This window comes from Streptomyces sp. NPDC052701 (genome assembly GCF_040678355.1).
Classification (GTDB): Bacteria; Actinomycetota; Actinomycetes; order Streptomycetales; family Streptomycetaceae; genus Streptomyces.
The window spans coordinates 112,965-134,748 of the sequence record NZ_JBFATO010000018.1 but is presented as its reverse complement, the minus strand read 5'-3'; the positions used below and the strand labels follow the sequence as shown (position 1 = coordinate 134,748).

The following is a 21,784-nucleotide window of genomic DNA, read 5'->3' as shown; positions in this document are numbered from 1 at the left end:
GGCCGGCTCGGGCGCGCGGCGGTCCGGTCCGCGCGGGCGCCGCGGACCGTGTCCCGCAGGCCGGGGTCCGGCGGACGTCAGGGGTTGGTCCAGGCCTCCGGGTCCTCGGCGAGGCCGAGGACCTCGTCGGGCAGCGCGGCCGTGGCCACGTCGGCCAGCGTGACCTCGCCGAGGATCTTGCGGACGTTGGCGCGCACCGCGATCCACAGCGGCAGGAGCGACTCGGCCGGACCGGTGTAGGTGAGCTGCGGCGGGCGCACGCCCCGTACCGACACGAGCGGTCCGTCCGCCGCGCGGATCACGTCGGCGATGGCGATCGAGTCCGCCGGGCGGGCCAGCCGGTAGCCGCCGTTCCCGCCGCGCCGGCTGACCACGAGTCCGCTGCGGCGCAGGTCGCCGAGGATGCCTTCGAGGAACTTGTGCGGAATGCCCTGGGCCGTGGCGATCGTCTCGGCCTTGAGGGAGGCGTCGTCGCCCGCCGCGGCCAGTTCCAGCGCGGCCCGCACCGCGTAGTCCGCCCTGGCCGAGATTCGCATGCCCCGATTATCCGCCACCGCCGGCACCCCTTTGTCACCGGCCGCGTCCGCCGTCAGGCGGGGAGGATGAACACGGGATGCGTGCCGTTGAGGAAGTAGTCCCCGACCTCCCGCAGCCGTTGGGCGGCCGGCTCCCGCAGGGTGTGGGTGCGGGCGTCGCGCCAGAAGCGGTCGAGTCCGAGCCGCGCGGAGGCGGCACGCGCACCGATCACGTCCAGGGCGCGGGTGGTGATCTCCTGCACGGCCCGGGAGGCGGCGGCCTCGGCGGCGCTCGCGAGGACGGCGGTCCGCGCGCACTCCTCGTCGTCGAGCTCCTCGCCCCGTCCGAGGGCCCGCAGGAGCGCCTCGACCGCCTGGTCGGCGAGCGCGGCCGCGGCGCGCGCGGAGACGGTCAGCTCCCCGTAGGCGCTCAGCGCGTACGGGTCCTGTGCGGGACCGCCGGCCCAGGGCTGGTGCGCGGACGGCCGCCGGACGGCGTTGGCGGCCCTGCGGCACTCGCGGGTCTCGGCGAGCAGGCCCTCGGCGACGCCGAGACAGAACTGGGCGGAGACCAGACGCGCGGTCGGTGCCGCGAGCGCCGCGAAGGGCGACAGGACACCCTCGTCCGGGGAGAGGGAGCCGAACACGGCGTCGGCGGCGACCGGCACGGAGTCGAACAGCACGCTGCCGCCGGCCGCCAGCCGCCCCCCGAAGGTGTCCGCGTCGTGGGTGTGCACGACGCCCGGGTGAGCGGGGTCGACGAGGACGGCCAGGGGTTCCCCGGTGCCGGCCCGGGCGGCGCGGACGACCAGCCGGTCGGCCACCCCCGCCGCGACGGTGTGGCTCTGGTGGCCCTCCAGGACGTAGCCGTCCCCGGCGGGCACCAGGGTGAGCGTCGCCTCCCGGGAGGCGACGCCGCCTCCCCAGCACCACTGCCCGGCCGCCGACTCGCGCTCCACGCGCGCGGCGAGGGCGGGGCTCGCGAAGAACCGGGCGGTGCAGGACAGGAAGTAGTGGATGCCGAGCAGGTGGCCGATCGTGCCGTCGGCCGCCGCGACGGTCCGCACCACCGCGTAGGCCGTGCGCCAGTCGGCGCCGGCGCCGCCGTGCGCCGAGGGGACGAGCAGGGTCAGCAGCCCCGCCTCGCGCAGCCGCGCGACCTCGTCGAACGGTGCCTTGCCGGCCTGTTCGCGCTCGGCCGCGTCCGTGGCGAGGTCGTCCGCCAGGTCCCGGGCCGTGCGCAGCCAGTGCGCCGGCCCGGCCCCTGCTTCGGTCGGTGCCGGTGGGGCCTCGGTCATGGCGGTCGTCCTTCGCAGCGGGAGGGGGCGTGTCGTCATGCTCACGCGGCCGCCGACCGGCGTCAACACTTCCCTAGTAAATCAGTAGGAAAACTGGGGAAATGATTCCCCTGTGGCCGAAGTCCGCCCCCGGCCGGGGAGTCCGCGGCAGCGGGAGGAGCGGACCGCCCGGACGGCGGCGGGCGGGGGCGGTGGCCTCGCGGCCCCATCAGGACCGCTGCCCGCCGGTCTTCGGCAGGCCCGGAGGGTTGATCTCCGAGGTGCCGACGGCCTCGCCGGCCAGACCCCAGCGCTCCAGCACCTTCGCGTACGTGCCGTTGCCGACGACCTCGTCGAGCGCGTCGGCGAGCGCGTCGACGAGCCCGTTGTCCTTCTTGGTGGTGGCCGCGATGAGCCCCTGGAGGGTGGCGCCGGCGCCGGAGTACGTGCCGACGACCTCCGTCTTCCCGGTGGTGGCCGCGTGGTAGGCGGCGGTCGGGTGCGGGCCGAGGTAGAGGTCGATGCGGCCGGACTGCAGGGCGAGGTAGGTGTCGCTGTCGTCCTGGTAGTACTTGATGTCCACCGGCTCGCGGCCGGCCTTCTCGTTCTCCTCGCTCCACTCGACGAGCAGCTTCTCCTGGTTGGTGCCGCTGGACACGGCGACCGTCCTGCCCGCCACGTCCTTGGGTCCCTCGACCTTCAGACCGCTGCCCTTCCTCGCCTCGAAGGCCAGGTTGTCCTCGCGGTAGGTGGCGAAGTCGTACTTCTCCTTGCGCTCCTCGGTGACGGTGATGTTGCTGAAGCCGACGTCGTACTTGGCGCTGTCGAGGCCGACGAAGATGTTCTCCCAGGACACGGTGGTGATGCGCGCCTTCAGGCCGAGGACGTCGGCGACCAGGTGGGCGATGTCGGGTTCGACGCCGATGACCGTCTTGTCGTCGGTGGCGTGGAAGGTCAGCGGCGCGGCGGAACCGGAGGAGGCGACGATCTCCAGGGTGCCTCTCCTGCGGATCCGCTCCGGGACCTCGGCGGCTATGGAGTCGACCCTCTTCGTGGTGACGCGGTTCTGGTCGGGACTGGTGTTGATCTTCGTCTTGGTGCCCGCGGCGTTCGCGACCTCGGTGGTGGTGCCGTCGGAGGGGTTGGCGCAGGCGGCGAGGACGAGGGCGGTGGCGAGCGCGAACGCGGTTGCGGCGGTGCGGCGGACGTGGGTGGACACGGTCGTTCTCCTTGCGCAGGGACAACAGGGCGGGTCAGAGGACCTTGGAGAGGAAGGCGCGGGTGCGTTCGTGCCGGGGGTCGTCCAGGACGGCCGCGGGCGGTCCCTGCTCCACCACGACACCGCCGTCCATGAAGACCACGGTGTCGGCGACCTCGCGGGCGAAGCCGATCTCGTGGGTCACGACGATCATGGTGGTTCCGGTGCGGGCCAGGTCCCTGACGACGTCGAGGACCTCGCCGACCAGTTCGGGGTCGAGCGCCGAGGTGGGCTCGTCGAGGAGCAGCACCTTCGGTTCCAGGGCGAGCGCGCGGGCGATGGCCACGCGCTGCCGCTGGCCGCCGGACAGCTGCCGCGGGTAGGCGCCGGCCCGGTCGGCCAGGCCCACCCTGTGCAGCAGCCGGCGGGCGGCCTCCTCGGCCTCCCCGCGCGGACGGCGCAGCGCGTGGACGGGGGCCTCGAGAAGGTTGTCCAGCACGGTGAGGTGCGGGAAGAGGTTGAAGTCCTGGAAGACGAACCCGATGCGGGTGCGCTGCCGCAGGAGGTCCTTCTCCCTCAGCTCGTACAGCCTGTCGCCGGAGCGGCGGTAGCCGATGAGCTCGCCGTCGACGCCGATCCAGCCGCGGTCGGCCTTCTCCAGGCGGTTGACGGCGCGCAGCAGCGTGGACTTGCCGGAGCCGGACGGGCCGAGGATCACCGTGACCTCGCCGGCGTGCACCCGGAGGTTCACGCCGCGCAGCACTTCCAGCGTGCCGAAGCTCTTGTGGACGTCGCGGACGTCCACCATCACCCGGCTCACCGGCCCTCCCCCGGAATCCTCGGGAGCGCGACGGGCCGGTCGCGCCGGTCCGCCGCCGCGCGCAGGCCGGCGACGAGGCCCCGGACGCGCCGGAGCGGGGCGGGCGGCGGGGTGCGGCCGGTGCCCCGGGCGAAGCGGCGTTCCACGTAGTGCTGCGCGACCGACAGCAGGGAGGTCAGCACCACGTACCAGGCGGTGGCCACCAGCAGCAGCGGGACGACCCGGCCGTTGCGGCCGTAGATCACCTGCACCTGGTAGAACAGCTCGCCGATGGACATCACGTAGACCACCGACGTGCCCTTCAGCAGGCCGATGACCTCGTTGCCCGCGGTGGGCAGGATGGCCCGCATGGCCTGCGGCAGCACGATCCGGCGGATCTGCCGCAGCCGGGGGATGCCCAGCGCGGCGGCGGCCTCCAGCTGCCCCGGATCGACCGAGACGACGCCGCCCCGGACGATCTCGGCGGCGTAGGCGGCCTGATGGAGCGTCAGTCCGATGACGGCGGCGCCGATGGTGCCGATGAGGCTGTTGCTGTCGACGGACCAGAACACCGGCCCGAAGGGGATGCCGACCCCCAGCTCCCTGTACAGGGCGCTCAGGTTGAACCAGAACACCAGCTGGACGATCATCGGGATGGACCGGAAGACCCAGACGTAGGCCCAGGCGACGGTGCGCAGCACCGGGCTGCGCGACAGCCGCATGAAGGCCAGGACGGTGCCGAGGAGGAAGCCCAGCACCGTGGCGTACGCGGTGAGCTGGAGGGTCACCCACACGGCCTGGACGATGGTCTCGGACAGGACGTAGTCGCTGAAGACGCCCCACTCCCAGACGGGGTTGGTGGCCAGGCCGTGCACGAACTGGGCGACCAGCACGGTCACGGCGGCGGCCGCCGCCCACCGGGCGCGGTGGCGCACGGGGACGACCTTCAGCGAGGCCGGGTCCCCGGGGAGGGCCGGCGCGTGCGGTGCGGGCGCGCCGGGTGGCGCGGAGGCGGGGTCGGTGGTGAGTCCCATCGGCGTTCCTGCTCAGGTGGTCGTGCTCGGGCGGGGTGCGGGCGCGGCCGGGGCCGGGGCCGCCGTGCGGACACGGGCGGCGAGGTGTTTCTCGAAGGGGAGCGGGCCGATGGTCTCCGGGTCGGCCTCCTGGTCGAACAGGGGTGTGTAGCCGGTGGCCAGGTACAGGCCGCGGGCCTCGGGCTGGCGCGGTCCGGTGGTGAGGTAGACGCGGCGGTAGCCGCGGGCGGCCGCCTCGCGCTCCAGCTCGGCGACGACCCGGCGGGCCAGGCCGCGCCTGCGGTGGGCCGAGTGGGTCCAGATCCGCTTCAGTTCGGCGGTGGTCGCGTCGTACCGGCGGAAGGCGCCGCCCGCGACGGGCTCGGCGCCCTGCAGGAGCAGGAGCAGGACGCCGCCGTGCGGGGCGGTGAACTCCTCGTCGGGATAGCGCGCGAGCTCGGCGTGGGCGTCCTTGCCGTAGCGCGCCGAGTACTCCTCGCCGAGTTCGCGCAACAGGGGTTTCACCCGGGGGTCGCGGACCGCGACCTCGACGAACGTCAGGCCGGGGGCGGGGGAGAGCGCGGCCGATGCGGCCGCGGACCTGGATCCGGGCATGCCGGTGCGAGAAGTCATCGATGCCTTCGGGGAAGGAGAGGGCCGCCGGGTGGGGGCGAGGCCCCGGACGGCGGGGAGCGGCGAGGGACGGCCGGGGCGCGGCGGGGCGAAACGGGTGCCGGAAAGAGACGGGCGCCGAGAAGGGAGGCGGCACCCCCGGGGGACTCAGCTACACACCGCGGTGGCGACGCGCATCAGATCGATGGCCCGCCGCTTGTGGAAGCGCTCGAAGATCCGCATACCGGCGAACCTAGCCAGGGGTCGAAAGCCGGTCAATGCAAGTGGCTTCCCCCGGCCGGCACTGCAACGACACCTTCGTGGGCATGCCATGTACGTGTTACAACCCGCCCGGCGGCCGGCGGACCCGGGGGACGCCCGGCTCCCTTGCCCCCGTTCCGGCCCGCCCTTAGCCTGATTTTGTGCCGGAAATAAACAAAATCCGCCCGCACAGTGCCGTGCCGGGCCACTCCCCCGACCTCACCCGCCTCCGCATCGCCCTGACCGCCTTCTTCGCCCTCGACGGCTTCGTCTTCGCCGGGTGGGTCGTCCGCATCCCCGCCATCAAGGACCAGACCGGCGCCTCCGCCAGCGCCCTCGGGCTCGCCCTCCTCGGCGTCTCCGCCGGAGCCGTCGTCACGATGACGCTCACCGGCCGCCTGTGCCGCCGCTACGGCAACCACCAGGTCACCGTCGTCTGCGCCGTCCTGCTCTGCCTCAGCGTCACCCTGCCCCCGCTCACCCACTCCGCCCTCGCCCTCGGCGCCGTGCTGCTGGTCTTCGGCGCCGCCTACGGCGGCATCAACGTCGCCTTCAACAGCGCCGCCGTCGAGCTGGTGGCCGCGCTGCGGCGGCCGGTCATGCCGAGCTTCCACGCCGCCTTCAGCCTGGGCGGCATGATCGGCGCGGGGCTCGGCGGGCTCGTCGCCGGTTCCCTCTCCCCCGCCCGGCACCTGCTGGGCCTCGCCGTCGCCGGACTGCTGGTGACCGCCGTGGCGGGGCGCGCGCTCCTGCGGTGCGAGCCGCCCGCGGCACCGGACCGGACGCCCCGCGAGGCCGGCGCCCCGCGCCGCGTGGACGGTCGTACCCGCGCGCTCGTGATCGTCTTCGGCCTGATCGCCCTGTGCACCGCGTACGGCGAGGGGGCCCTGGCCGACTGGGGCGCCCTGCACCTCGAACAGGACCTCGGCGCCTCCCCGGGAGCCGCCGCCGCCGGCTACTCCTGCTTCGCGCTGGCCATGACGGTGGGACGGCTGACCGGGACGGTGCTGCTCGAACGGCTCGGCCGGACCCGGACCGTGGTCGCGGGCGGCGCCACCGCGGCGACCGGGATGCTGCTCGGCTCGCTCGCCCCTTCCCTGTGGGCGGCCCTGCTCGGTTACGCGGTCGCCGGGATCGGCCTCGCGAACCTCTTCCCGGTGGCCGTCGAGCGCGCCGGCACCCTCGCCGGCCCCGGCGGGGTGGCCACCGCCTCAACGCTCGGCTACGGCGGCATGCTGCTCGGACCGCCCGCGATCGGGTTCATGGCGGACTGGTTCACCTTGCCGACCGCGCTCACCAGCGTGGCGGCACTCGCGGCGCTGGCCGCGGTCATCGGGTTCGTGACGCGCCGGGCGGCCGGGGACTGACGCGGGCGGCCCGGTGGGCCGGCCTCGATCCGGGTGCGGCCGTGGGCCGACGACGGGGGCCGTCCTCCTTCGAGCGCGCTCGCCCCGTGAGCCGCCGGGGCCGACGGCGGACGGCCGCCCTCCCCCGGCCGCGCCCGGCCCGTCCGCGGCCGGACGCCCACGACGGGCAGCCACCCCGGCCGGCCGGGCCCGCCCCGCCCCCGTCCGAAGCCCGGGCACACCGCACCCCGCCCTCCGTGGGCCCGGAAGGGTGCCGTGTGCGGCTCACCTGATCGACACCGCGATGTCCGGGGTACTCGATCCCCCGTCGTCGAGCACCGGTGATCCCACCGGGTACCCCCACCGACAAGGAGACGAGCCCGTGACCGACCAGCAGCACCCCACCGAGCAGCACGCGCAGCCCGACTTCCCCTCCCAGGACCAGCCGCACCCCGGCTGGACCGGCCCGATGGACCCGCCCCCGGACCACGGGGAGGAGTCGTACCGGGGCAGCGGCCGGCTGACGGACCGCAAGGCCGTGATCACCGGCGGGGACTCCGGCATCGGACGGGCGGTCGCCCTGGCGTTCGCCCGTGAGGGGGCGGACGTCCTCTTCACCTACCTGGAGGACGAGAAGGACGACGCCGCCGAGACCGTCCGGCTGGTGGAGGAGGCCGGCCGGCGGGCCGTGCCCGTCTCGTGCGACATCCGGGAGGAGGAGAACTGCCGGGCGCTCGTCGAGCGCGCGGTGTCCGAGTTCGGCCGGATCGACATCCTGGTGAACAACGCGGCGTACCAGATGTCGCAGCCCGACGGCATCGAGGCGATCTCCACCGAGCAGTTCGACCGGGTGATGCGCACCAACCTGTACGGCATGTTCTGGCTGTGCAAGTTCGCCCTGCCGCACATGCGCGAGGGCGGCAGCATCATCAACTCGACCTCGGTGCAGGCGTACAAGCCCAGTCCGCACCTGCTGGACTACGCGACGACCAAGGGCGCGATCGTCACCTTCACCCAGGGGCTGGCGCAGATGGTGATCGACCGGGGCATCCGCGTCAACGCCGTGGCGCCGGGCCCGGTGTGGACGCCGCTGATCCCGGCGACCATGCCCGACACTCAGGAGTTCGGCAAGCAGGCGCCCATCGGGCGGCCCGCGCAGCCGGCCGAGATGGCCCCCGCGTACGTCTTCCTCGCCTCCCAGGAGGCGTCGTACATCACGGCGGAGATCGTCAACGCGACGGGCGGGACGCCGCTGCCGTAGGGCCCCGCGCCCGGCCTTGCGGGAGGGGCGGCTCGGCCGCGGGAACGGCGTCGTGCCCCGCGGGCTGCTGCCTGCGGCGGACCCGGCGCCGTGGAGACCGTCCGGTTCCCCGAAATCCCGGACGAAGAAGGCCGGTTGCGGGCCATTGCCGCCGAACAGGCCGGGGCGGAAGCCGAAGTGCCGTCCTGCTCCGGCCGGCAGGTGCGCGCCCCGCCGGAGCACACCGGCGTGGTGCGCCGCCCGGCCCGGACTGCTTCACCTTCCTGCCCGCGCCCTCCCCGCCGGCCTCCGGGCCCGGCGCCGGGCGTACGGGACCGCCGTGCGCCGGTCCGACGCGAAGGCGGCGCGCGGCGGCGAGTCCACCGCCTTCGCGTGGACTTCGCGGTGCAGGGCACCGGCGAACCGCTGCGCGGCTTCCACGCCCGCCCCGAGAGCCGGGTCCGCACCGGGAGCCCCGCGCGTCCTGCGGGTACGCACGAGAGTCCGCACGTGCCGCGGGTGCGCGCCGAGGACGCGGACGCGGTGTGGACCGTATGGCTGTCCCCGGAGCCGCCCGTGGCCGCGCGGGGCGCCGGCGGGGACGCCGGGTACGACTGCCCGGCCGGAGCGGCCGGAGTGGCCGGGCAGTCGTACCCGGCACCGTGGCGCAGGATCCCCGTACCGGCCGCGACGGGCGGCCCGGCGCCCGCCGCCCCGTGGCGGGAGACCTCGGCCGTCGTCCAGGGCCCCTCCCCGGATCAGCCCCGGGTCAGCCGTCCGCGAGCGTCCGCGCCAGCACCGCGCGCTGCACGGGCAGCACCTCGCCGTGCAGCGCGCGCCCCTTCGCGGTGAGCGCGACCCGTACGCCCCGCCGGTCCTCCGGGCACATGCAGCGCTGGACGAGCCCGTCCTTCTCCAGGCGGGCGATCAGCCGCGACAGCGCGCTCTGGCTGAGGTGGACGCGCCCGGATATCTCCTGGACGCGGTAGGCGGGGCCGCCCTGTGCGCACTCGGCCAGTACGTCGAGGACCTCGAAGTCGCTCGCGCACAGGCCGTGGCCGCTCAGGGCACGGTCGAGTTCGCCCTGGGTGCGCGCGTGCAGCGCCAGGATGTCCCGCCACTGTTCCACGAGCGCCTGCTCGGCCCGCTTCACCGACATGGCCGCACCGTAACAGAGAAGAAGGATTGTTGCACGGTAATTAAATGCACTTGCATCTCATGCACGTGCATGTAGCCTCTCGGCCATGACCTCTCCGCTCACCGCTCCCGCGTCCGACGGACGCTGGACTCCCCGGCTGTGGGGCACCCTGCTGGTGCTCTGCGCCGCGATGTTCCTCGACGCCCTGGACGTGTCGATGGTCGGCGTGGCGCTCCCGTCCATCGGCGCCGACCTGGGCCTGTCCACCTCGACGCTGCAATGGATCGTCAGCGGCTACATCCTGGGCTACGGCGGCCTGCTGCTGCTCGGCGGACGCGCCGCCGACCTGCTGGGCCGGCGTCAGGTGTTCCTGGTGGCCCTGGGCGTGTTCGCGGTCGCCTCGCTGCTCGGCGGGCTCGTCGACTCCGGTCCGCTGCTGATCGCGAGCCGCTTCGTCAAGGGCCTGAGCGCGGCCTTCACGGCCCCCGCCGGCCTGTCCATCATCACCACGACGTTCCCCGAGGGCCCGCTGCGCAACCGCGCCCTGTCCATCTACACGACCTGCGGCGCCACGGGCTACTCGATGGGGCTCGTCTTCTCCGGCCTGCTGACCGAGGCCGGCTGGCGGTTCACGATGCTGCTGCCCGTGCCCGTCGCCCTGATCGCCCTGGCCGCCGGCCTGAGGCTGCTGCCGCGCACCGAGCGCGAGCGCGGCGGCGGTGGCTACGACATCCCCGGCGCCGTCCTCGGCACCACCTCGATGCTGCTGCTCGTCTTCACCGTCGTCCAGGCGCCCGAGGCCGGCTGGGGCTCGGCCCGGACGGTCCTGTCCTTCGCCGCCGTCGTGGCCCTGCTGGCCGCCTTCGTGGCCGTCGAGCGCCGCAGCCCCAGCCCGCTGGTCCGGCTCGGGGTGCTGCGCTCCGGCCCCCAGGTACGGGCCCAGCTCGGTGCGTTGACCTTCGTCGGCAGCTACATCGGCTTCCAGTTCATGGTGACCCTGTACATGCAGCAGCTGCTCGGCTGGTCCGCGCTGCACACGGCGCTGGCCTTCCTGCCTGCGGGCGCGCTGGTGGCGCTGTCCGCGACCAAGGTCGGCGCCGTCATCGACCGGTTCGGCACGGCACGGCTGATCGTGCTCGGCTTCGCCCTGATGGTGACCGGCTACCTGCTGTTCCTGCGCATCGACCTCGACCCGGTCTACGCGACGGTGATCCTGCCGACCATGCTGCTGGTGGGCGCGGGCTTCGCCCTGACCTTCCCCTCCCTCAACGTCCAGGCCACCAACGGCGTGGACGAGCACGAGCAGGGCATGGTCTCGGGCCTGCTCAACACCTCGGTACAGGTGGGCGGCGCGATCTTCCTGGCCGTGGTGACGGCCGTGATCACCGCGAACACCCCCGGCGACGCCGCGAACGCCACCCCGCAGGCCGTCCTCGACGGCTACCGGCCCGGGCTGGTGGTGGTGACGCTCGTCGCCGCCGCCGGTCTGCTGCTCAGCCTCTCCGGACTGCGGACCCCCCGGCCCCGGCCGTCCGTGGTCGTCGCCAGGTCCACCGCCACGGAGGCGGAAGCGGAGCGTGTGCCGGTCCGCGACTAGGCCGTCGTCGAACTCCCGTCGTCCGCCCGGAGGGCGGGCCCGGCGGCGCGGGTGCGTGCTCCCGGCGTGCCGAGCGGGCGGGAGCCCGGCGACAGGGCCCGGGGGGAGGGACCGCCTCCTGCCGTGCGCCCGGCGGGGCCGCTTGCCCCGCCGGGCGCACGCCTGTTTCACTCACGGCATGACGACGAGCCACGGGGGACGGCGGACGCAGGCCGACCGGGACGCGATCACCGTCGAGATCGGTTACGCGCTGTGCAGCGCGGCCTTCGCCGCGGCGGTGGTCTTCGGGGCCGCCGCCGGTCCCGCCCTGCTCTTCGACCTGCCGGACGGCGTGGCGGACGTCCTGCTCGGCACGGGCACCGGACTCGCGGCCGTGCTGTTCGTCGCCCGGGTCGTCGCCGTGCTGGTCCGCTTCCGGACCCGGGGCCCGGCGGGAGCCGGTGACGGCGGGCGGTAGGCGGCTCCGTCGCTCCGGGCCCGTCCCGCGAGCCCGGAGTGATGGACGACAGCGCCTGGGTGTCGTCCCGGGACGTCGGTGACGGATGCGCTGCGCGCGAGGGCGTCGTGCGGTTCGCGGGCGATCCGCGGCCGTTCCCGGTCCGTGCGCCGCCACGCCGCCCGGGCCCGCTCGGTCCGCTCCCTCGCCCACCGCCCGCGCCGCGCCCGGGCCGGCTCGGACACCGCCACGACCGCCACCGCCCGGGTGACGGTCACGGGCCGGCCGTCACCCGCCGGCCGTCACGGACGCGGTTCGCCGCTCGCGGCCGGGTGGCGGTCCAGCACGGTCAGGGCGCGCTGGGCCAGGGGGTGGGTGCGGACGATCTCGCCCAGCGAGGTCGAGCCCCGCGTGATGTCCCTGAACGCCTTCCACGCCGGCCGGAAACCGGTCAGCGCCGCGTGGAAGAGGCCGGGGCGGCGCTGGAACGCCGCCAGCATCCGCTTGCCGACGCTCATCTCGACGCCGAGTCCCGCCTTGACGGCGAAGGCGTAGTTCAGGGCCTGCCGGCGGGCGTCCACCGCGTCGTGCGCCTCGGCGATCCGCACCGCCCACTCCCCCGCCAGCCGTCCCGAGCGCAGCGCGAACGAGATGCCCTCGCGCGTCCACGGCTCCAGCAGCCCCGCGGCGTCCCCGCACACCAGCACCCGGCCGCGCGACAGCGGCGAGTCGTCGGCGCGGCAGCGGGTCAGGTGGCCGGAGGAGATGCTGGGCTCGAAGCCGGCGAGCCCGAGTCGGCCGATGAACTGCTCCAGGTACCGCTTGGTCGCGGCGCCCTCGCCGCGCGCCGAGATCACGCCGACCGTCAGGGTGTCCCCCTTGGGGAACACCCAGCCGTAACTGCCGGGCAGCGGGCCCCAGTCGATGAGCACCCGGCCCTTCCAGTCCTCGGCGACCGTCTCGGGCACCGGGATCTCCGCCTCCAGGCCCAGGTCCACCTGGTCGACCTTCACCCCGACGTGTGCTCCTATCCGGCTGGCGCTGCCGTCCGCGCCGACGACGGCCCGCGCGAGCAGCACCTCGCCGCCCTGCAGGACGACGGCGACCGTACGCCGGTCCGGCACCGTCGAGCCGTGCTGCTCGACCCGCTGGACGGTGACGCCGGTGCGCAGCTCGGCGCCCGCCTTCTGCGCGTGCTCGACGAGCTGCTGGTCGAACTCCGGCCGGTTGATCAGCCCGAACAGCATCTGCCGGGAGCGGCGGGTGCGGGTGAAGCGGCCGTTGTTCGAGAACGTCACCGCGTGCACCCGGTCCTTCAGCGGCAGCTCGAAGCCGGGCGGGAGCGCATCGCGCGAGGGGCCGATGATGCCGCCGCCGCACGTCTTGTACCGGGGCAGTTCGGCCTTCTCCAGCAACAGCACGCGCCGCCCCGTGACCGCCGCCGCGTAGGCGGCCGAGGCGCCCGCGGGTCCCGCGCCCACCACGACGACGTCCCACACCTGCCGCACGTCGTCCGCCGAAGAGTTCTCGCTGCTCACGATGGTCTACTGCTCCCGATCAAGCCGCCTGCCGCTCCCCCGGACGCTCGGCTTGGCTCGAGCGGGGGACCCGTCTCCCGCATCCTACGGCGGCGATCACCACGAGCCGCTGTGGGAGGATCGGCGGCGCGGGCACCCCCCTGCACCGGGGCACGCCCGCGTCGCGCGATCATCACGTACGCAGAAGCACTCACAAGGACAACGTCGCACCCACAAGGAGCGTGCCCATGTCGTCGAATCCGCTCGCCGAGACCGTCGCCTCCCTGATGCCCAGGGCGAAGGCGGAGCTCACCGAACTGGTGGCCTTCAAGTCGGTGGCGGACTTCGGCCAGTTCCCGAGGAGCGAGAGCGAGGGCGCCGCGCGCTGGATCGCCGACGCGCTCACCGCCGAGGGCTTCGAGGACGTGGCGCTGCTCGACACCCCCGATGGCACGCAGTCGGTGTACGGCCACCTGCCGGGCCCGGCGGGCGCGAAGACCGTCCTGCTGTACGCCCACTACGACGTGCAGCCGCCGCTGGACGAGGCCGGCTGGACGACACCGCCGTTCGAGCTGACCGAACGCGACGGCCGCTGGTACGGGCGCGGCGCCGCCGACTGCAAGGGCGGTGTGATCATGCACCTGCTCGCGCTGCGCGCCCTGAAGGCGAACGGCGGGATACCCGTCCACGTCAAGGTGATCGCCGAGGGCTCCGAGGAACAGGGCACGGGCGGCCTGGAGCGGTACGCCGAGGAGCACCCGGAGCTGCTGGAGGCCGACGCCATCGTCATCGGCGACGCCGGCAACTTCCGCGCCGGCCTGCCGACGGTCACCTCCACCCTGCGCGGCATGACCCTGGTACGCGTCCGGGTCGACACCCTCGAGGGCAACCTGCACTCGGGCCAGTTCGGCGGTGCGGCGCCCGACGCGCTGGCCGCCCTGATCCGCGTCCTGGACTCGCTGCGCGCGAAGGACGGCTCGACCACCGTCGACGGCCTGGCCGGCGAGGCGACCTGGGAGGGGCTGCAGTACGACGAGGAGCAGTTCCGCGCGGACGCCAAGGTGCTGGACGGCGTCGAACTGATCGGCTCCGGCACGGTCGCGGACCGGATCTGGGCGCGTCCGGCCGTCACCGTCCTCGGCATCGACTGCCCGCCGGTCGTCGGCGCCACGCCGTCCGTGCAGGCGAGCGCCCGCGCGCTGGTCAGCCTGCGCGTGCCGCCGGGGGTGGACGCGGCCGAGGCGACCGGGCTGCTCCGGGCGCACCTGGAGGCGCACACGCCGTGGGGCGCACGGGTGAGCACCGAGCAGATCGGCCAGGGCCAGGCCTTCCGCGCCGACACCACCAGCCCGGCGTACCAGGCCATGGCCGACGCGATGGCGGTCGCCTACCCCGGCCAGGAGATGAGCTACGCCGGCCAGGGCGGCTCCATCCCGCTGTGCAACACCCTCGCCGCCCTCTACCCGCGCGCGGAGATCCTGCTGATCGGCCTGAGCGAGCCGGAGGCCCGGATCCACGCGGTGAACGAGAGCGTCAGCCCGGACGAGCTGGAGCGGCTGTCGGTGGCGGAGGCGCTGTTCCTGCGCAACTACGCGGCGGGCTGAGCCGCTCTGCCCCCAGCAGAAGGCCTCGCCCCCGGGCGGGGGCCTTCTCTACGGTCGTCCCCCATGGACGTCATCGCACTCCTCCCCCGGCTGCACCTGCTGCGCTTCCCCGTCGGCCAGGCCTACCTCTGGCGCGACGGGGACGCGCTGACGCTGATCGACGCCGGGCCGAAGGGCTCCGGCGCGCCGATCGCCGGGGCCGTGGCCGCCCTCGGCCGGGACCCCCGGGACGTGCGGCGGATCCTGCTGACCCACTTCCACGAGGACCACGCGGGCGGGGCGGCCGAGTTCGCGGCCCTCAGCGGTGCCGAGGTGCTGGCCCACCGTCTGGACGCGCCGGTGGTCCGGGGCGACGCGCCCGGCCCGCCGCCGGTGTTCGAGGACTGGGAGCGCCCCCTCCACGAGCAGGCGGTGAAGCTCCTGCCACCGGGGCCCTACGCGCGGCCGCCGGCGGTCACCGAGCTGTCCGACGGCGACGTCCTCGACGTGGGCGGCGGGGCGCACGTCGTCCACGTCCCGGGCCACACGGACGGCAGCATCGCGCTCCACCTCCCCGGGCACGGCGTGCTGTTCACCGGGGACACGATCGCGGCGTCGCCGGTGGACGGCACGGTGCTGCCGGGCGTGTTCAACCTCGACCGCTCCCGGGTGCTCGCCGCCTGCCACCGGCTGGCGGCCCTCGACACGGACGTGGCCTGCTTCGGCCACGGCGATCCGGTGACCGAAGGGGCGTCGGCGGCGCTGCGCGGGATGGCGGACCGGACACCGGTCTGACACCGCCACCAGAGCCGGTGCCCAAGACCTCCCGCGGACCGCCCGGGAACCGCTCGCGGAAGGGAAGGGGAGGGCCCGCGGCCCGGCGACGGCGTCATCCGACCGGTGCCCCGGCCTCCAGGTAGAGTGCCGCCCCGCGTTCCCGCGCCCGCAGCGCCCAGCGCAGCCGTTCGAAGCGCACCGGGGGCAGCAGACCGGCGGCCTCCTCCTCGGTGACGAAGCGCCAGTCGCGCAGCTCCGGCCCCGGCAGCAGCAGCCGGCCGGCCTCGGCCGTGCCGAGGCGGCCACCGTCGAAGAGCAGGCGCAGGCCGCCGAACCCGGGGGGCGCCGGCGGTTCCCAGTCGACGACGAGCAGCCTCGGTACGTCGCCGAGCCGGATCCCGGTCTCCTCGGCGACCTCGCGCATCCCGGCCCGCGCGGGTGCCTCGCCGGGCTCGACGACACCGCCCGGGAACTCCCAGCCGGCCTTGTACGTGGGGTCGACGAGCAGCACCCGGTCGTGCTCGTCGAAGAGGAGGACGCCGGCGGCGAGCGTCTCGGCGGTGGGCTCGGGCGTCTGCACGATCTCGCAGGCGGGCACGGAGCCGTCGCTCACCGCCTCGGCGATGCGGGCGGCCGCCTCGCGGGGGGTGAGCGCGCTGGTGTCGATCGGGTGGGCGTCGGCGGTGAGCCAGGAGACGAGGGCGGTGCGGTAGGGCTCGATGTGGTCGTAGGACCACTGCCGCACGCGCATCTCCCCCTCGGGAAGGTCCCGCGGTATCTCACGGCTCGCTATTCGCTCCCGCAGGATCGTTTCGGTCGGCGCCAGCAGAATGTGCCGGACCGGGATCCGGCGCGCGGCGAGACCGCCGAAGATCTCGTCGCGGTACTCCTGGCGCAGCAGGGTCATCGGGACCACGAGGGTCCCGCCGAGCTCGGCGAGCATCGCCGCCGCCGTGTCGATCACGAGACGTCGCCAGATCGGCAGGTCCTGGAAGTCGCCGACCTCGGCCAGGCGCTTGGCCGGCAGCAGGTGCTGGAGCCCTCCGCCGATGACCTCGGGGTCGAAGAGCGTGCTGTTCGGGATCAGGTCGATCAGTTCCCGTGCGATGGTGGTCTTCCCCGCACCGAACGCACCGTTGATCCAGACGACGGTCACAGGTCCCCCTCTTCTGTTGGCCCCCTGTGGCTTGCCCGCTCCACCCTGCCACGGAAACCAGCCCCAGTTGAGGGTGCACGACAACGGCGCCGGCGCCCCTCCCTGCGGGGCGCCGGCGCCGCGGTCCGGCTGTGCGAGCCCGTCAGCCGCCCTTCTTCCCGGCCTTCCCGGCGCCCTTCTTCCCGGCCGCGTTCCCGGCCTTGTCCCCGGTGAGGTCCTCCAGCCCGAGGCTGTCCCCGGCGACGGCGGCCTTGTCGAGGGTGCCGAGGGCGTCGTCGACGCCGAGGGCGCCCAGACCGTTGCCGAGGGCGTGGGACGGAGTGACCGCCGCGACGACGAAGCCGGTGGCGAGGGAGGCGATGGCGAGCATGCTGCGCTTCTTCATGCCCGTCACAACTGCGGGGAGGGGCCCGGGGTCACGCACCCGTCCGGCCGGACCCGGTGGCCGCCCGCGCCCGGCGCACTCACCGGTACGGCGCGGCGGCCGTGTTCGCTCCCGCAGCCGGCGCGCTCGTGCCGTCCCCGCCAGTCGGCTCCGTCTGAAAGTTCCTGCGGACGTCGCCTGAACGTTCCTGCGGACGCCGCGGCGGCCCGCGGGCTCACACTCCGGCCGCAGCCGCGTCCGCTCTCTTCCCCAGCGCGGCCGCCGCCGCGCCCACCAGTCCCGCGTCGGTCCCCATCCGGGCCGGTGCCACGGTCAGGCGCTGGACGAAGGAGAGGGTCGCGTAGCGGGTGAGGGCCTCGCGCAGCGGGGCGAAGAGGACGTCGCCCGCCTTCGCCACTCCCCCGCCGATCACGGCGATGTCTATCTCGACCAGGGTGGCGGTCGCCGCGATGCCGGCGGCCAGGGCCTGGGCGGCGCGTTCGAAGGAGGCCACGGCGGCCGGGTCGCCGAGCCGGGCGGCGGCGGCCACCGCGGCGGCGGAGGCGTCGCCGTCCGGGCCGGGCCGCCAGCCGTTCTCCAGCGCCCGCCGGGCGATGTTGGGGCCGCTGGCGAGGCGCTCCACGCAGCCGCGCGCGCCGCACGGGCAGGGATCGCCGTCGAGGTCGACGCTGATGTGACCGATGTGGCCCGCGTTGCCGGTGGGTCCCGGGTGCAGCCGCCCGCCGAGGACCAGGCCGCCGCCGACGCCCGTGGAGACGACCATGCACAGGGCGTTGTCGTGGCCGCGGGCGGCGCCCTGCCAGTGCTCGGCCGCCGTGATCGCCACGCCGTCGCCGATCAGCTCGACGGGCAGGCCCCCGGCGGCGGCACGCACCCGCGCGACGAGCGGGTAGTCGCGCCAGCCGGGCACGTTCACCGGGGACACGGTGCCGGCGGAGGCGTCCACGGGGCCGGCGCTGCCGATGCCGACGGCCGTGGCGCGTCCCCACAGCGGTGCGGCGGTGAGCTCGCCGAGCACCTCCTCGACGGCCCCCATCACCCGCTCGCCGTCCTCCTGCGCGGGCGTCGGACGCTGGGCGCGGACCAGGATCCGGCCGTGGCCGTCCACGAGAGCTCCGGCGATCTTGGTGCCGCCGATGTCGAGCGCGGCCACGAGGTCGGTGTGCATCAGTGTCGGATCTCCCCGTCAACCTTGAAAAGGGCTGGCCGGTCCAGCGGTGGGGACGTGGGCCGGAGATTGCGGTGGACAGTCTCCCTCGCGCGTGACAACGTTGTCCAGGCTCTATGCTCGACGCCACATCCTCATACAAGACACGGCCCGCCGCATCCCCGCCGACGCATCCGCACCCGACGAACAGGACAGGACACCGCATCGTGCCCGACACCGCCCGCCGAGCAGACCGCCTCTCCGGAACGCGTTACGGCAACCGTCCCACCATGAAGGACGTCGCGGCCCGCGCCGGTGTCGGACTGAAGACCGTCTCCCGCGTCGTCAACGGGGAGCCCGGGGTCACCCCGGAGACGGAGCGGCGCGTCCAGGAGGCCATCGAGGCCCTCGGCTTCCGCCGCAACGACAGCGCCCGGGTACTCCGCAAGGGCCGCACGGCGAGCATCGGACTGGTCCTGGAGGATCTCGCCGACCCGTTCTACGGGCCCCTGAGCCGCTCGGTGGAGGAGGTGGCCCGCGCGCACGGCGCGCTGCTGATCAACGGCTCCAGCGCGGAGGACCCGGACCGCGAACAGGAGCTGGTGCTCGCGCTGTGCGCGCGGCGCGTGGACGGGCTGGTGGTGATCCCGGCCGGTGACGACCACCGGTATCTGGAGCCGGAGCTGAAGGCGGGCGTGGCCACGGTGTTCGTGGACCGGCCGGCCGGGAGGATCGACGCCGACGTCGTCCTGTCGGACAACTACGGCGGCGCCCGCGACGGTGTGGCCCACCTGATCGCCCACGGGCACCGCCGGATCGGGTTCATCGGCGACATGCCCCGCATCCACACGGCCGCCGAGCGGCTGCGCGGCTACCGGGCCGCGATGGAGGACGCGGGCATAGCGGTGGACGACGCCTGGATGTCCCTGGGCGTCACCGATCCCGAGCGGGTGCGCCGGGCGGCCGAGGAGATGCTGCGCGGTCCGCGGCCGGTCACCGCGATCTTCGCCGGCAACAACCGGGTGACGGTCACCGTGATCCGGGTGCTCGCCGAGCAGGCCCGTCCCGTCGCCCTCGTCGGGTTCGACGACATCGAGCTCGCCGACCTGCTCCAGCCGGGCGTCACGGTCGTCGCGCAGGACGCGGCGGCCCTCGGCCGCACCGCCGCCGAGCGCCTCTTCCGCCAGCTGGACGGCGACCTGCCCGTCCCGGAGCGCATCGAGCTGCCGACCCGGCTGATCACCCGCGGCTCGGGCGAGCTGCCGCCGGCGGACTGAGCGGCCCGCGGGGCAAACGCCGGTCCACCACCCGCCGGCGGCCGGCCGACGGCGCCGGCCGTGACGAAGCCGCGCCCCGGCGGCGCCCGTCAGGCGGGGGCCACCGGGCCGTCCCGGCGCGGTGCCGCGAAGCCCTCCAGGCCGGCGCGGGTCAGGCCGGTCAGCCGGGTGACCTCGGCGAGGTCGAGGGCGCCGCAGTCCAGGCCGCGCAGCAGGTGGCCGCCGAGGGCCTTGGCGGTGGCGGGTTCGTCCATGACGTCGCCGCCGGCGCGGCGGGCGTAGCGGGCCAGGCGGCCGGCGGCCTGCTCGAAGCCCTCGCGGTAGAAGGCGAAGACGGCCGCGTACCGGGTCGGGAGGTGGCCGGGGTGCATGTCCCAGCCCTGGTAGTAGGCGCGGGCGAGAGCCCGGCGGGTGAGAGCGTGGTGCAGGCGCCAGGCGGCGTGGACCTTCTCGGTGGGGCCGACGGGCAGGACGTTGGTGGAGCCGTCCGAGACGCGTACGCCGGTGCCCGCGGCGGCGACCTGCATGATCGCCTTGGCGTGGTCGGCGGCCGGGTGGTCGCCGGCCTGGTGCGCGGCGGAGACGCCGAGGCAGGCGCTGTAGTCGAAGGTGCCGTAGTGCAGGCCGGTGGCCCGCCCCCCGGCGGCCTGGATCATGCGGGCGACGGTGGCGGTGCCGTCGGCGGCGAGGATGGCCTGGCTGGTCTCGATCTGGATCTCGAAGCCGATCCGGCCGGGCCGGAGCCCGTGCGCCTCCTCGAAGGCCTCCAGCAGCCGCACCATGGCGGTGACCTGCTCGGCGTACGTCACCTTGGGCAGGGTCAGGACCAGCCCGTCGGGCAGGCCACCGGCCTCCATCAGGCCGGTGAGGAAGACGTCCAGGGTGCGGATGGCCCGGTGGCGCACCGGTGCCTCCAGGCACTTCGTGCGGATGCCCATGTACGGTGCCGCCGTGCCCTCGGCGTACGCCTCGGCGATCAGGCGGGCGGCGCGGGCGGCGGCCTCGTCCTCCTCGGCGGCGGGGCGGTGGCCGTAGCCGTCCTCGAAGTCGACGCGCAGGTCCTCTACCGGCTCGCGCTCCAGTTTGGCGCGCACGCGCGCGTGGACGGGCTCGGCGAGCTCGTCGGACAGGCCGAGGACGGCGGCGAACGAGGCCGGGTCCGGGGCGTGCGCGTCGAGGAGGGCGAGCGCCCGGCCGCCCCAGGAGCGGATCGTGCCGGCGGTGAAGGCGTCGCCGGGGACGTACACGGTGTGGACGGGCTGGCGGGTGCCGGGGTCTCCGGGGTAGCGGCGCTCCAGATCGGCGTCGACCGGTGCGAGAAGGGCGCCGATCTCCTCGCTGACGGTACCCGCGAGGCTCGTGGCCACCTTCTCCTGCCGGCCCATCCGACATCCTCCCGTTTTCCGCTTTGCGGAATCGGCGATCCGTGAAGTGAAGCTATCGGGCGGCCTTCTCGCCGGTCAACACCGTCCCGCGTCCCGATCCGCTCCCACGTCTCGGCATGTTCACGTCTTTCTGGCACCGTCTTCCGCAGAACCGCGCGCCAGCGCGCTTCGTCCCCGCACGGCTCGCCCGGAAGCCGCCCCGGCTCGCAGAAGGAGCTCCTGTGCCCGACCACAGCCGAGTCACGCGCCGTCTGGGCCTGAGGACCGCGCTGGCGGCCGCGGCCACCCTTCCGCTCTCCAGTACAGCACCCGCCCCCGCGCCCGCCTCCGCGGAGGGGCGCCGGGGCGGGCCCCTGGAGGTCATGTCGTTCAACCTGCGCTTCGCGAGCACGGCCGAGCCCAACAGCTGGGCCGCCCGCCGACCGGTGATGCGCGACCTGCTGCGCCGCGAGCGCCCTCATGTCATCGGCACCCAGGAGGGCCTCTACCGGCAGCTGCGCGACATCGAGGCCGACCTCGGCGCGCACTACGACTGGATCGGCACCGGGCGCGCGGGCGGCAGCCGTGACGAGTTCATGGCGATCTTCTACGACACGCGCCGGCTCGCCCCGCTGGAGTACGACCACTTCTGGCTCTCCGACACCCCGGAGGTGATCGGCTCCAACACCTGGGGCGGCGCCTCGATCCGCATGGTCACACAGGTGCGCTTCCGCGACCTGCGCGACGGCGACCGGGAGTTCCACGTGCTCGACACCCACCTCGACAACGCCGGCCCGTACGCACGCGCGCGGGCCGCCTCCCTCATCGGCCGGCGGATCAGGGCGCTCGACGGCTCCCTGCCGCTCGTGGTGACCGGCGACTTCAACGCCGCGGCGCACGGCGACCCCGTCTACGACATCATGCTGGGCGCCGGCCTCGTCGACGCCTGGGACGCGGCGGCCGAACGGAGCGAGCCGTACGGGACCTTCCACGGGTACGAGCCGCTGGTGCCGGGCGGCCCCCGCATCGACTGGATCCTGGTCACGCCGGGCGTCACGGTGCACCGGGCGTCGACCAGCACCTTCGCGGTGGGCGGGCAGTTCCCGAGCGACCATCTGCCGGTGCGGGCCACGCTGAGCCTGTGAC

General features: G+C 74.6%; 20 protein-coding genes. 8 read left to right on the top strand and 12 right to left on the bottom strand.

The features are described 5' to 3' along the window. Positions 1-77: 77 nt before the first annotated feature. The 6 genes from AB0L29_RS21620 to AB0L29_RS21595 all read right to left on the bottom strand — a co-directional run bounded on the left by AB0L29_RS21620 (position 78) and on the right by AB0L29_RS21595 (position 5,435). A complete protein-coding gene (locus AB0L29_RS21620; protein ID WP_365829324.1) occupies positions 78-536 on the bottom strand; it encodes an Rrf2 family transcriptional regulator in 459 nt (152 codons plus the stop codon). A gap of 53 nt (positions 537-589) precedes the next feature. Further along, positions 590-1,813 carry an acyl-CoA dehydrogenase family protein gene (locus AB0L29_RS21615; protein ID WP_365829323.1) on the bottom strand — a complete coding sequence of 408 codons (1,224 nt, stop codon included), beginning with the start codon at positions 1,811-1,813 and terminating at the stop codon, positions 590-592. Positions 1,814-2,021: 208 nt separating this feature from the next. Then, entirely contained in the window at positions 2,022-3,011 is a 990-nt protein-coding gene (locus tag AB0L29_RS21610) for an ABC transporter substrate-binding protein (protein WP_365829322.1), read from the bottom strand. 34 nt (positions 3,012-3,045) lie between these two features. Next, the gene (locus AB0L29_RS21605; protein WP_365829341.1) at positions 3,046-3,798 is read right to left on the bottom strand and encodes an amino acid ABC transporter ATP-binding protein; all 753 of its coding nucleotides are present in this window, start codon (positions 3,796-3,798) and stop codon (positions 3,046-3,048) included. Positions 3,799-3,806: 8 nt separating this feature from the next. Next, entirely contained in the window at positions 3,807-4,823 is a 1,017-nt protein-coding gene (locus AB0L29_RS21600; RefSeq protein WP_365829321.1) for an amino acid ABC transporter permease, read from the bottom strand. 12 nt (positions 4,824-4,835) lie between these two features. Next, positions 4,836-5,435 carry a GNAT family N-acetyltransferase gene (locus AB0L29_RS21595; protein WP_365829320.1) on the bottom strand — a complete coding sequence of 200 codons (600 nt, stop codon included), beginning with the start codon at positions 5,433-5,435 and terminating at the stop codon, positions 4,836-4,838. Positions 5,436-5,872: 437 nt separating this feature from the next. Here AB0L29_RS21595 and AB0L29_RS21590 point away from each other — a divergent pair, with 437 nt between their 5' ends. Both AB0L29_RS21590 and AB0L29_RS21585 read left to right on the top strand, forming a co-directional pair. After that, positions 5,873-7,042, top strand: coding sequence for an MFS transporter (locus AB0L29_RS21590; RefSeq protein WP_365829340.1), 1,170 nt, complete (start codon positions 5,873-5,875; stop codon positions 7,040-7,042). A 361-nt stretch (positions 7,043-7,403) separates the two neighbouring features. Next, positions 7,404-8,282 carry an SDR family oxidoreductase gene (locus AB0L29_RS21585; RefSeq protein ID WP_365829319.1) on the top strand — a complete coding sequence of 293 codons (879 nt, stop codon included), beginning with the start codon at positions 7,404-7,406 and terminating at the stop codon, positions 8,280-8,282. A 748-nt stretch (positions 8,283-9,030) separates the two neighbouring features. Here AB0L29_RS21585 and AB0L29_RS21580 read toward each other — a convergent pair. Beyond that, positions 9,031-9,420, bottom strand: a complete 390-nt coding sequence (locus AB0L29_RS21580) for a MarR family transcriptional regulator (protein ID WP_365829318.1) — start codon at positions 9,418-9,420, stop codon at positions 9,031-9,033. Positions 9,421-9,505: 85 nt separating this feature from the next. Between AB0L29_RS21580 and AB0L29_RS21575 the strand changes: the two genes are divergently transcribed. Both AB0L29_RS21575 and AB0L29_RS21570 read left to right on the top strand, forming a co-directional pair. Further along, positions 9,506-10,996, top strand: coding sequence for an MFS transporter (locus tag AB0L29_RS21575; protein ID WP_365829317.1), 1,491 nt, complete (start codon positions 9,506-9,508; stop codon positions 10,994-10,996). Between the two features lie 178 nt (positions 10,997-11,174). Continuing rightward, on the top strand, positions 11,175-11,453 hold the full coding sequence (locus AB0L29_RS21570; RefSeq protein ID WP_365829316.1) for a DUF6332 family protein: 279 nt from the start codon (positions 11,175-11,177) through the stop codon (positions 11,451-11,453). A 281-nt stretch (positions 11,454-11,734) separates the two neighbouring features. Here the strand turns inward: AB0L29_RS21570 and AB0L29_RS21565 are convergent, their stop codons facing one another. Beyond that, on the bottom strand, positions 11,735-12,970 hold the full coding sequence (locus AB0L29_RS21565) for a geranylgeranyl reductase family protein (protein WP_365829315.1): 1,236 nt from the start codon (positions 12,968-12,970) through the stop codon (positions 11,735-11,737). 227 nt (positions 12,971-13,197) lie between these two features. Between AB0L29_RS21565 and AB0L29_RS21560 the strand changes: the two genes are divergently transcribed. Next, the gene (locus tag AB0L29_RS21560; protein ID WP_365829314.1) at positions 13,198-14,553 is read left to right on the top strand and encodes a dipeptidase; all 1,356 of its coding nucleotides are present in this window, start codon (positions 13,198-13,200) and stop codon (positions 14,551-14,553) included. Positions 14,554-14,616: 63 nt separating this feature from the next. Next, the gene (locus AB0L29_RS21555) at positions 14,617-15,327 is read left to right on the top strand and encodes an MBL fold metallo-hydrolase (RefSeq protein ID WP_365829313.1); all 711 of its coding nucleotides are present in this window, start codon (positions 14,617-14,619) and stop codon (positions 15,325-15,327) included. 94 nt (positions 15,328-15,421) lie between these two features. On the opposite strand, the gene AB0L29_RS21550 is transcribed toward AB0L29_RS21555, so the two are convergent. The 3 genes from AB0L29_RS21550 to AB0L29_RS21540 form a co-directional block, all read right to left on the bottom strand. Continuing rightward, complete coding sequence (locus tag AB0L29_RS21550; protein ID WP_365829312.1) at positions 15,422-16,465, bottom strand: NUDIX domain-containing protein; 1,044 nt, start codon at positions 16,463-16,465, stop codon at positions 15,422-15,424. Positions 16,466-16,607: 142 nt separating this feature from the next. After that, positions 16,608-16,850, bottom strand: coding sequence for a hypothetical protein (locus AB0L29_RS21545; protein ID WP_365829311.1), 243 nt, complete (start codon positions 16,848-16,850; stop codon positions 16,608-16,610). A 214-nt stretch (positions 16,851-17,064) separates the two neighbouring features. Continuing rightward, complete coding sequence (locus tag AB0L29_RS21540) at positions 17,065-18,018, bottom strand: ROK family protein (RefSeq protein WP_365829310.1); 954 nt, start codon at positions 18,016-18,018, stop codon at positions 17,065-17,067. Positions 18,019-18,224: 206 nt separating this feature from the next. Between AB0L29_RS21540 and AB0L29_RS21535 the strand changes: the two genes are divergently transcribed. After that, complete coding sequence (locus AB0L29_RS21535) at positions 18,225-19,274, top strand: LacI family DNA-binding transcriptional regulator (RefSeq protein ID WP_365829309.1); 1,050 nt, start codon at positions 18,225-18,227, stop codon at positions 19,272-19,274. A gap of 89 nt (positions 19,275-19,363) precedes the next feature. Here AB0L29_RS21535 and AB0L29_RS21530 read toward each other — a convergent pair whose 3' ends face one another. Continuing rightward, positions 19,364-20,659, bottom strand: coding sequence for an aldolase/citrate lyase family protein (locus AB0L29_RS21530; protein ID WP_365829308.1), 1,296 nt, complete (start codon positions 20,657-20,659; stop codon positions 19,364-19,366). 221 nt (positions 20,660-20,880) lie between these two features. Here AB0L29_RS21530 and AB0L29_RS21525 point away from each other — a divergent pair, with 221 nt between their 5' ends. Further along, on the top strand, positions 20,881-21,783 hold the full coding sequence (locus AB0L29_RS21525; protein WP_365829307.1) for an endonuclease/exonuclease/phosphatase family protein: 903 nt from the start codon (positions 20,881-20,883) through the stop codon (positions 21,781-21,783). Position 21,784: the final 1 nt, after the last annotated feature.

Bases quoted from the DNA above. Each gene is read 5' to 3' on its own strand.
- AB0L29_RS21620 (WP_365829324.1), bottom strand. From the start codon at position 536: ATGCGAATCTCGGCCAGGGCGGACTACGCGGTGCGGGCCGCGCTGGAA.
- AB0L29_RS21615 (WP_365829323.1), bottom strand. From the start codon at position 1,813: ATGACCGAGGCCCCACCGGCACCGACCGAAGCAGGGGCCGGGCCGGCG.
- AB0L29_RS21605 (WP_365829341.1), bottom strand. From the start codon at position 3,798: ATGGTGGACGTCCGCGACGTCCACAAGAGCTTCGGCACGCTGGAAGTG.
- AB0L29_RS21600 (WP_365829321.1), bottom strand. From the start codon at position 4,823: ATGGGACTCACCACCGACCCCGCCTCCGCGCCACCCGGCGCGCCCGCA.
- AB0L29_RS21595 (WP_365829320.1), bottom strand. From the start codon at position 5,435: ATGACTTCTCGCACCGGCATGCCCGGATCCAGGTCCGCGGCCGCATCG.
- AB0L29_RS21580 (WP_365829318.1), bottom strand. From the start codon at position 9,420: ATGTCGGTGAAGCGGGCCGAGCAGGCGCTCGTGGAACAGTGGCGGGAC.
- AB0L29_RS21575 (WP_365829317.1), top strand. From the start codon at position 9,506: ATGACCTCTCCGCTCACCGCTCCCGCGTCCGACGGACGCTGGACTCCC.
- AB0L29_RS21570 (WP_365829316.1), top strand. From the start codon at position 11,175: ATGACGACGAGCCACGGGGGACGGCGGACGCAGGCCGACCGGGACGCG.
- AB0L29_RS21560 (WP_365829314.1), top strand. From the start codon at position 13,198: ATGTCGTCGAATCCGCTCGCCGAGACCGTCGCCTCCCTGATGCCCAGG.
- AB0L29_RS21555 (WP_365829313.1), top strand. From the start codon at position 14,617: ATGGACGTCATCGCACTCCTCCCCCGGCTGCACCTGCTGCGCTTCCCC.
- AB0L29_RS21545 (WP_365829311.1), bottom strand. From the start codon at position 16,850: ATGAAGAAGCGCAGCATGCTCGCCATCGCCTCCCTCGCCACCGGCTTC.
- AB0L29_RS21540 (WP_365829310.1), bottom strand. From the start codon at position 18,018: ATGCACACCGACCTCGTGGCCGCGCTCGACATCGGCGGCACCAAGATC.
- AB0L29_RS21530 (WP_365829308.1), bottom strand. From the start codon at position 20,659: ATGGGCCGGCAGGAGAAGGTGGCCACGAGCCTCGCGGGTACCGTCAGC.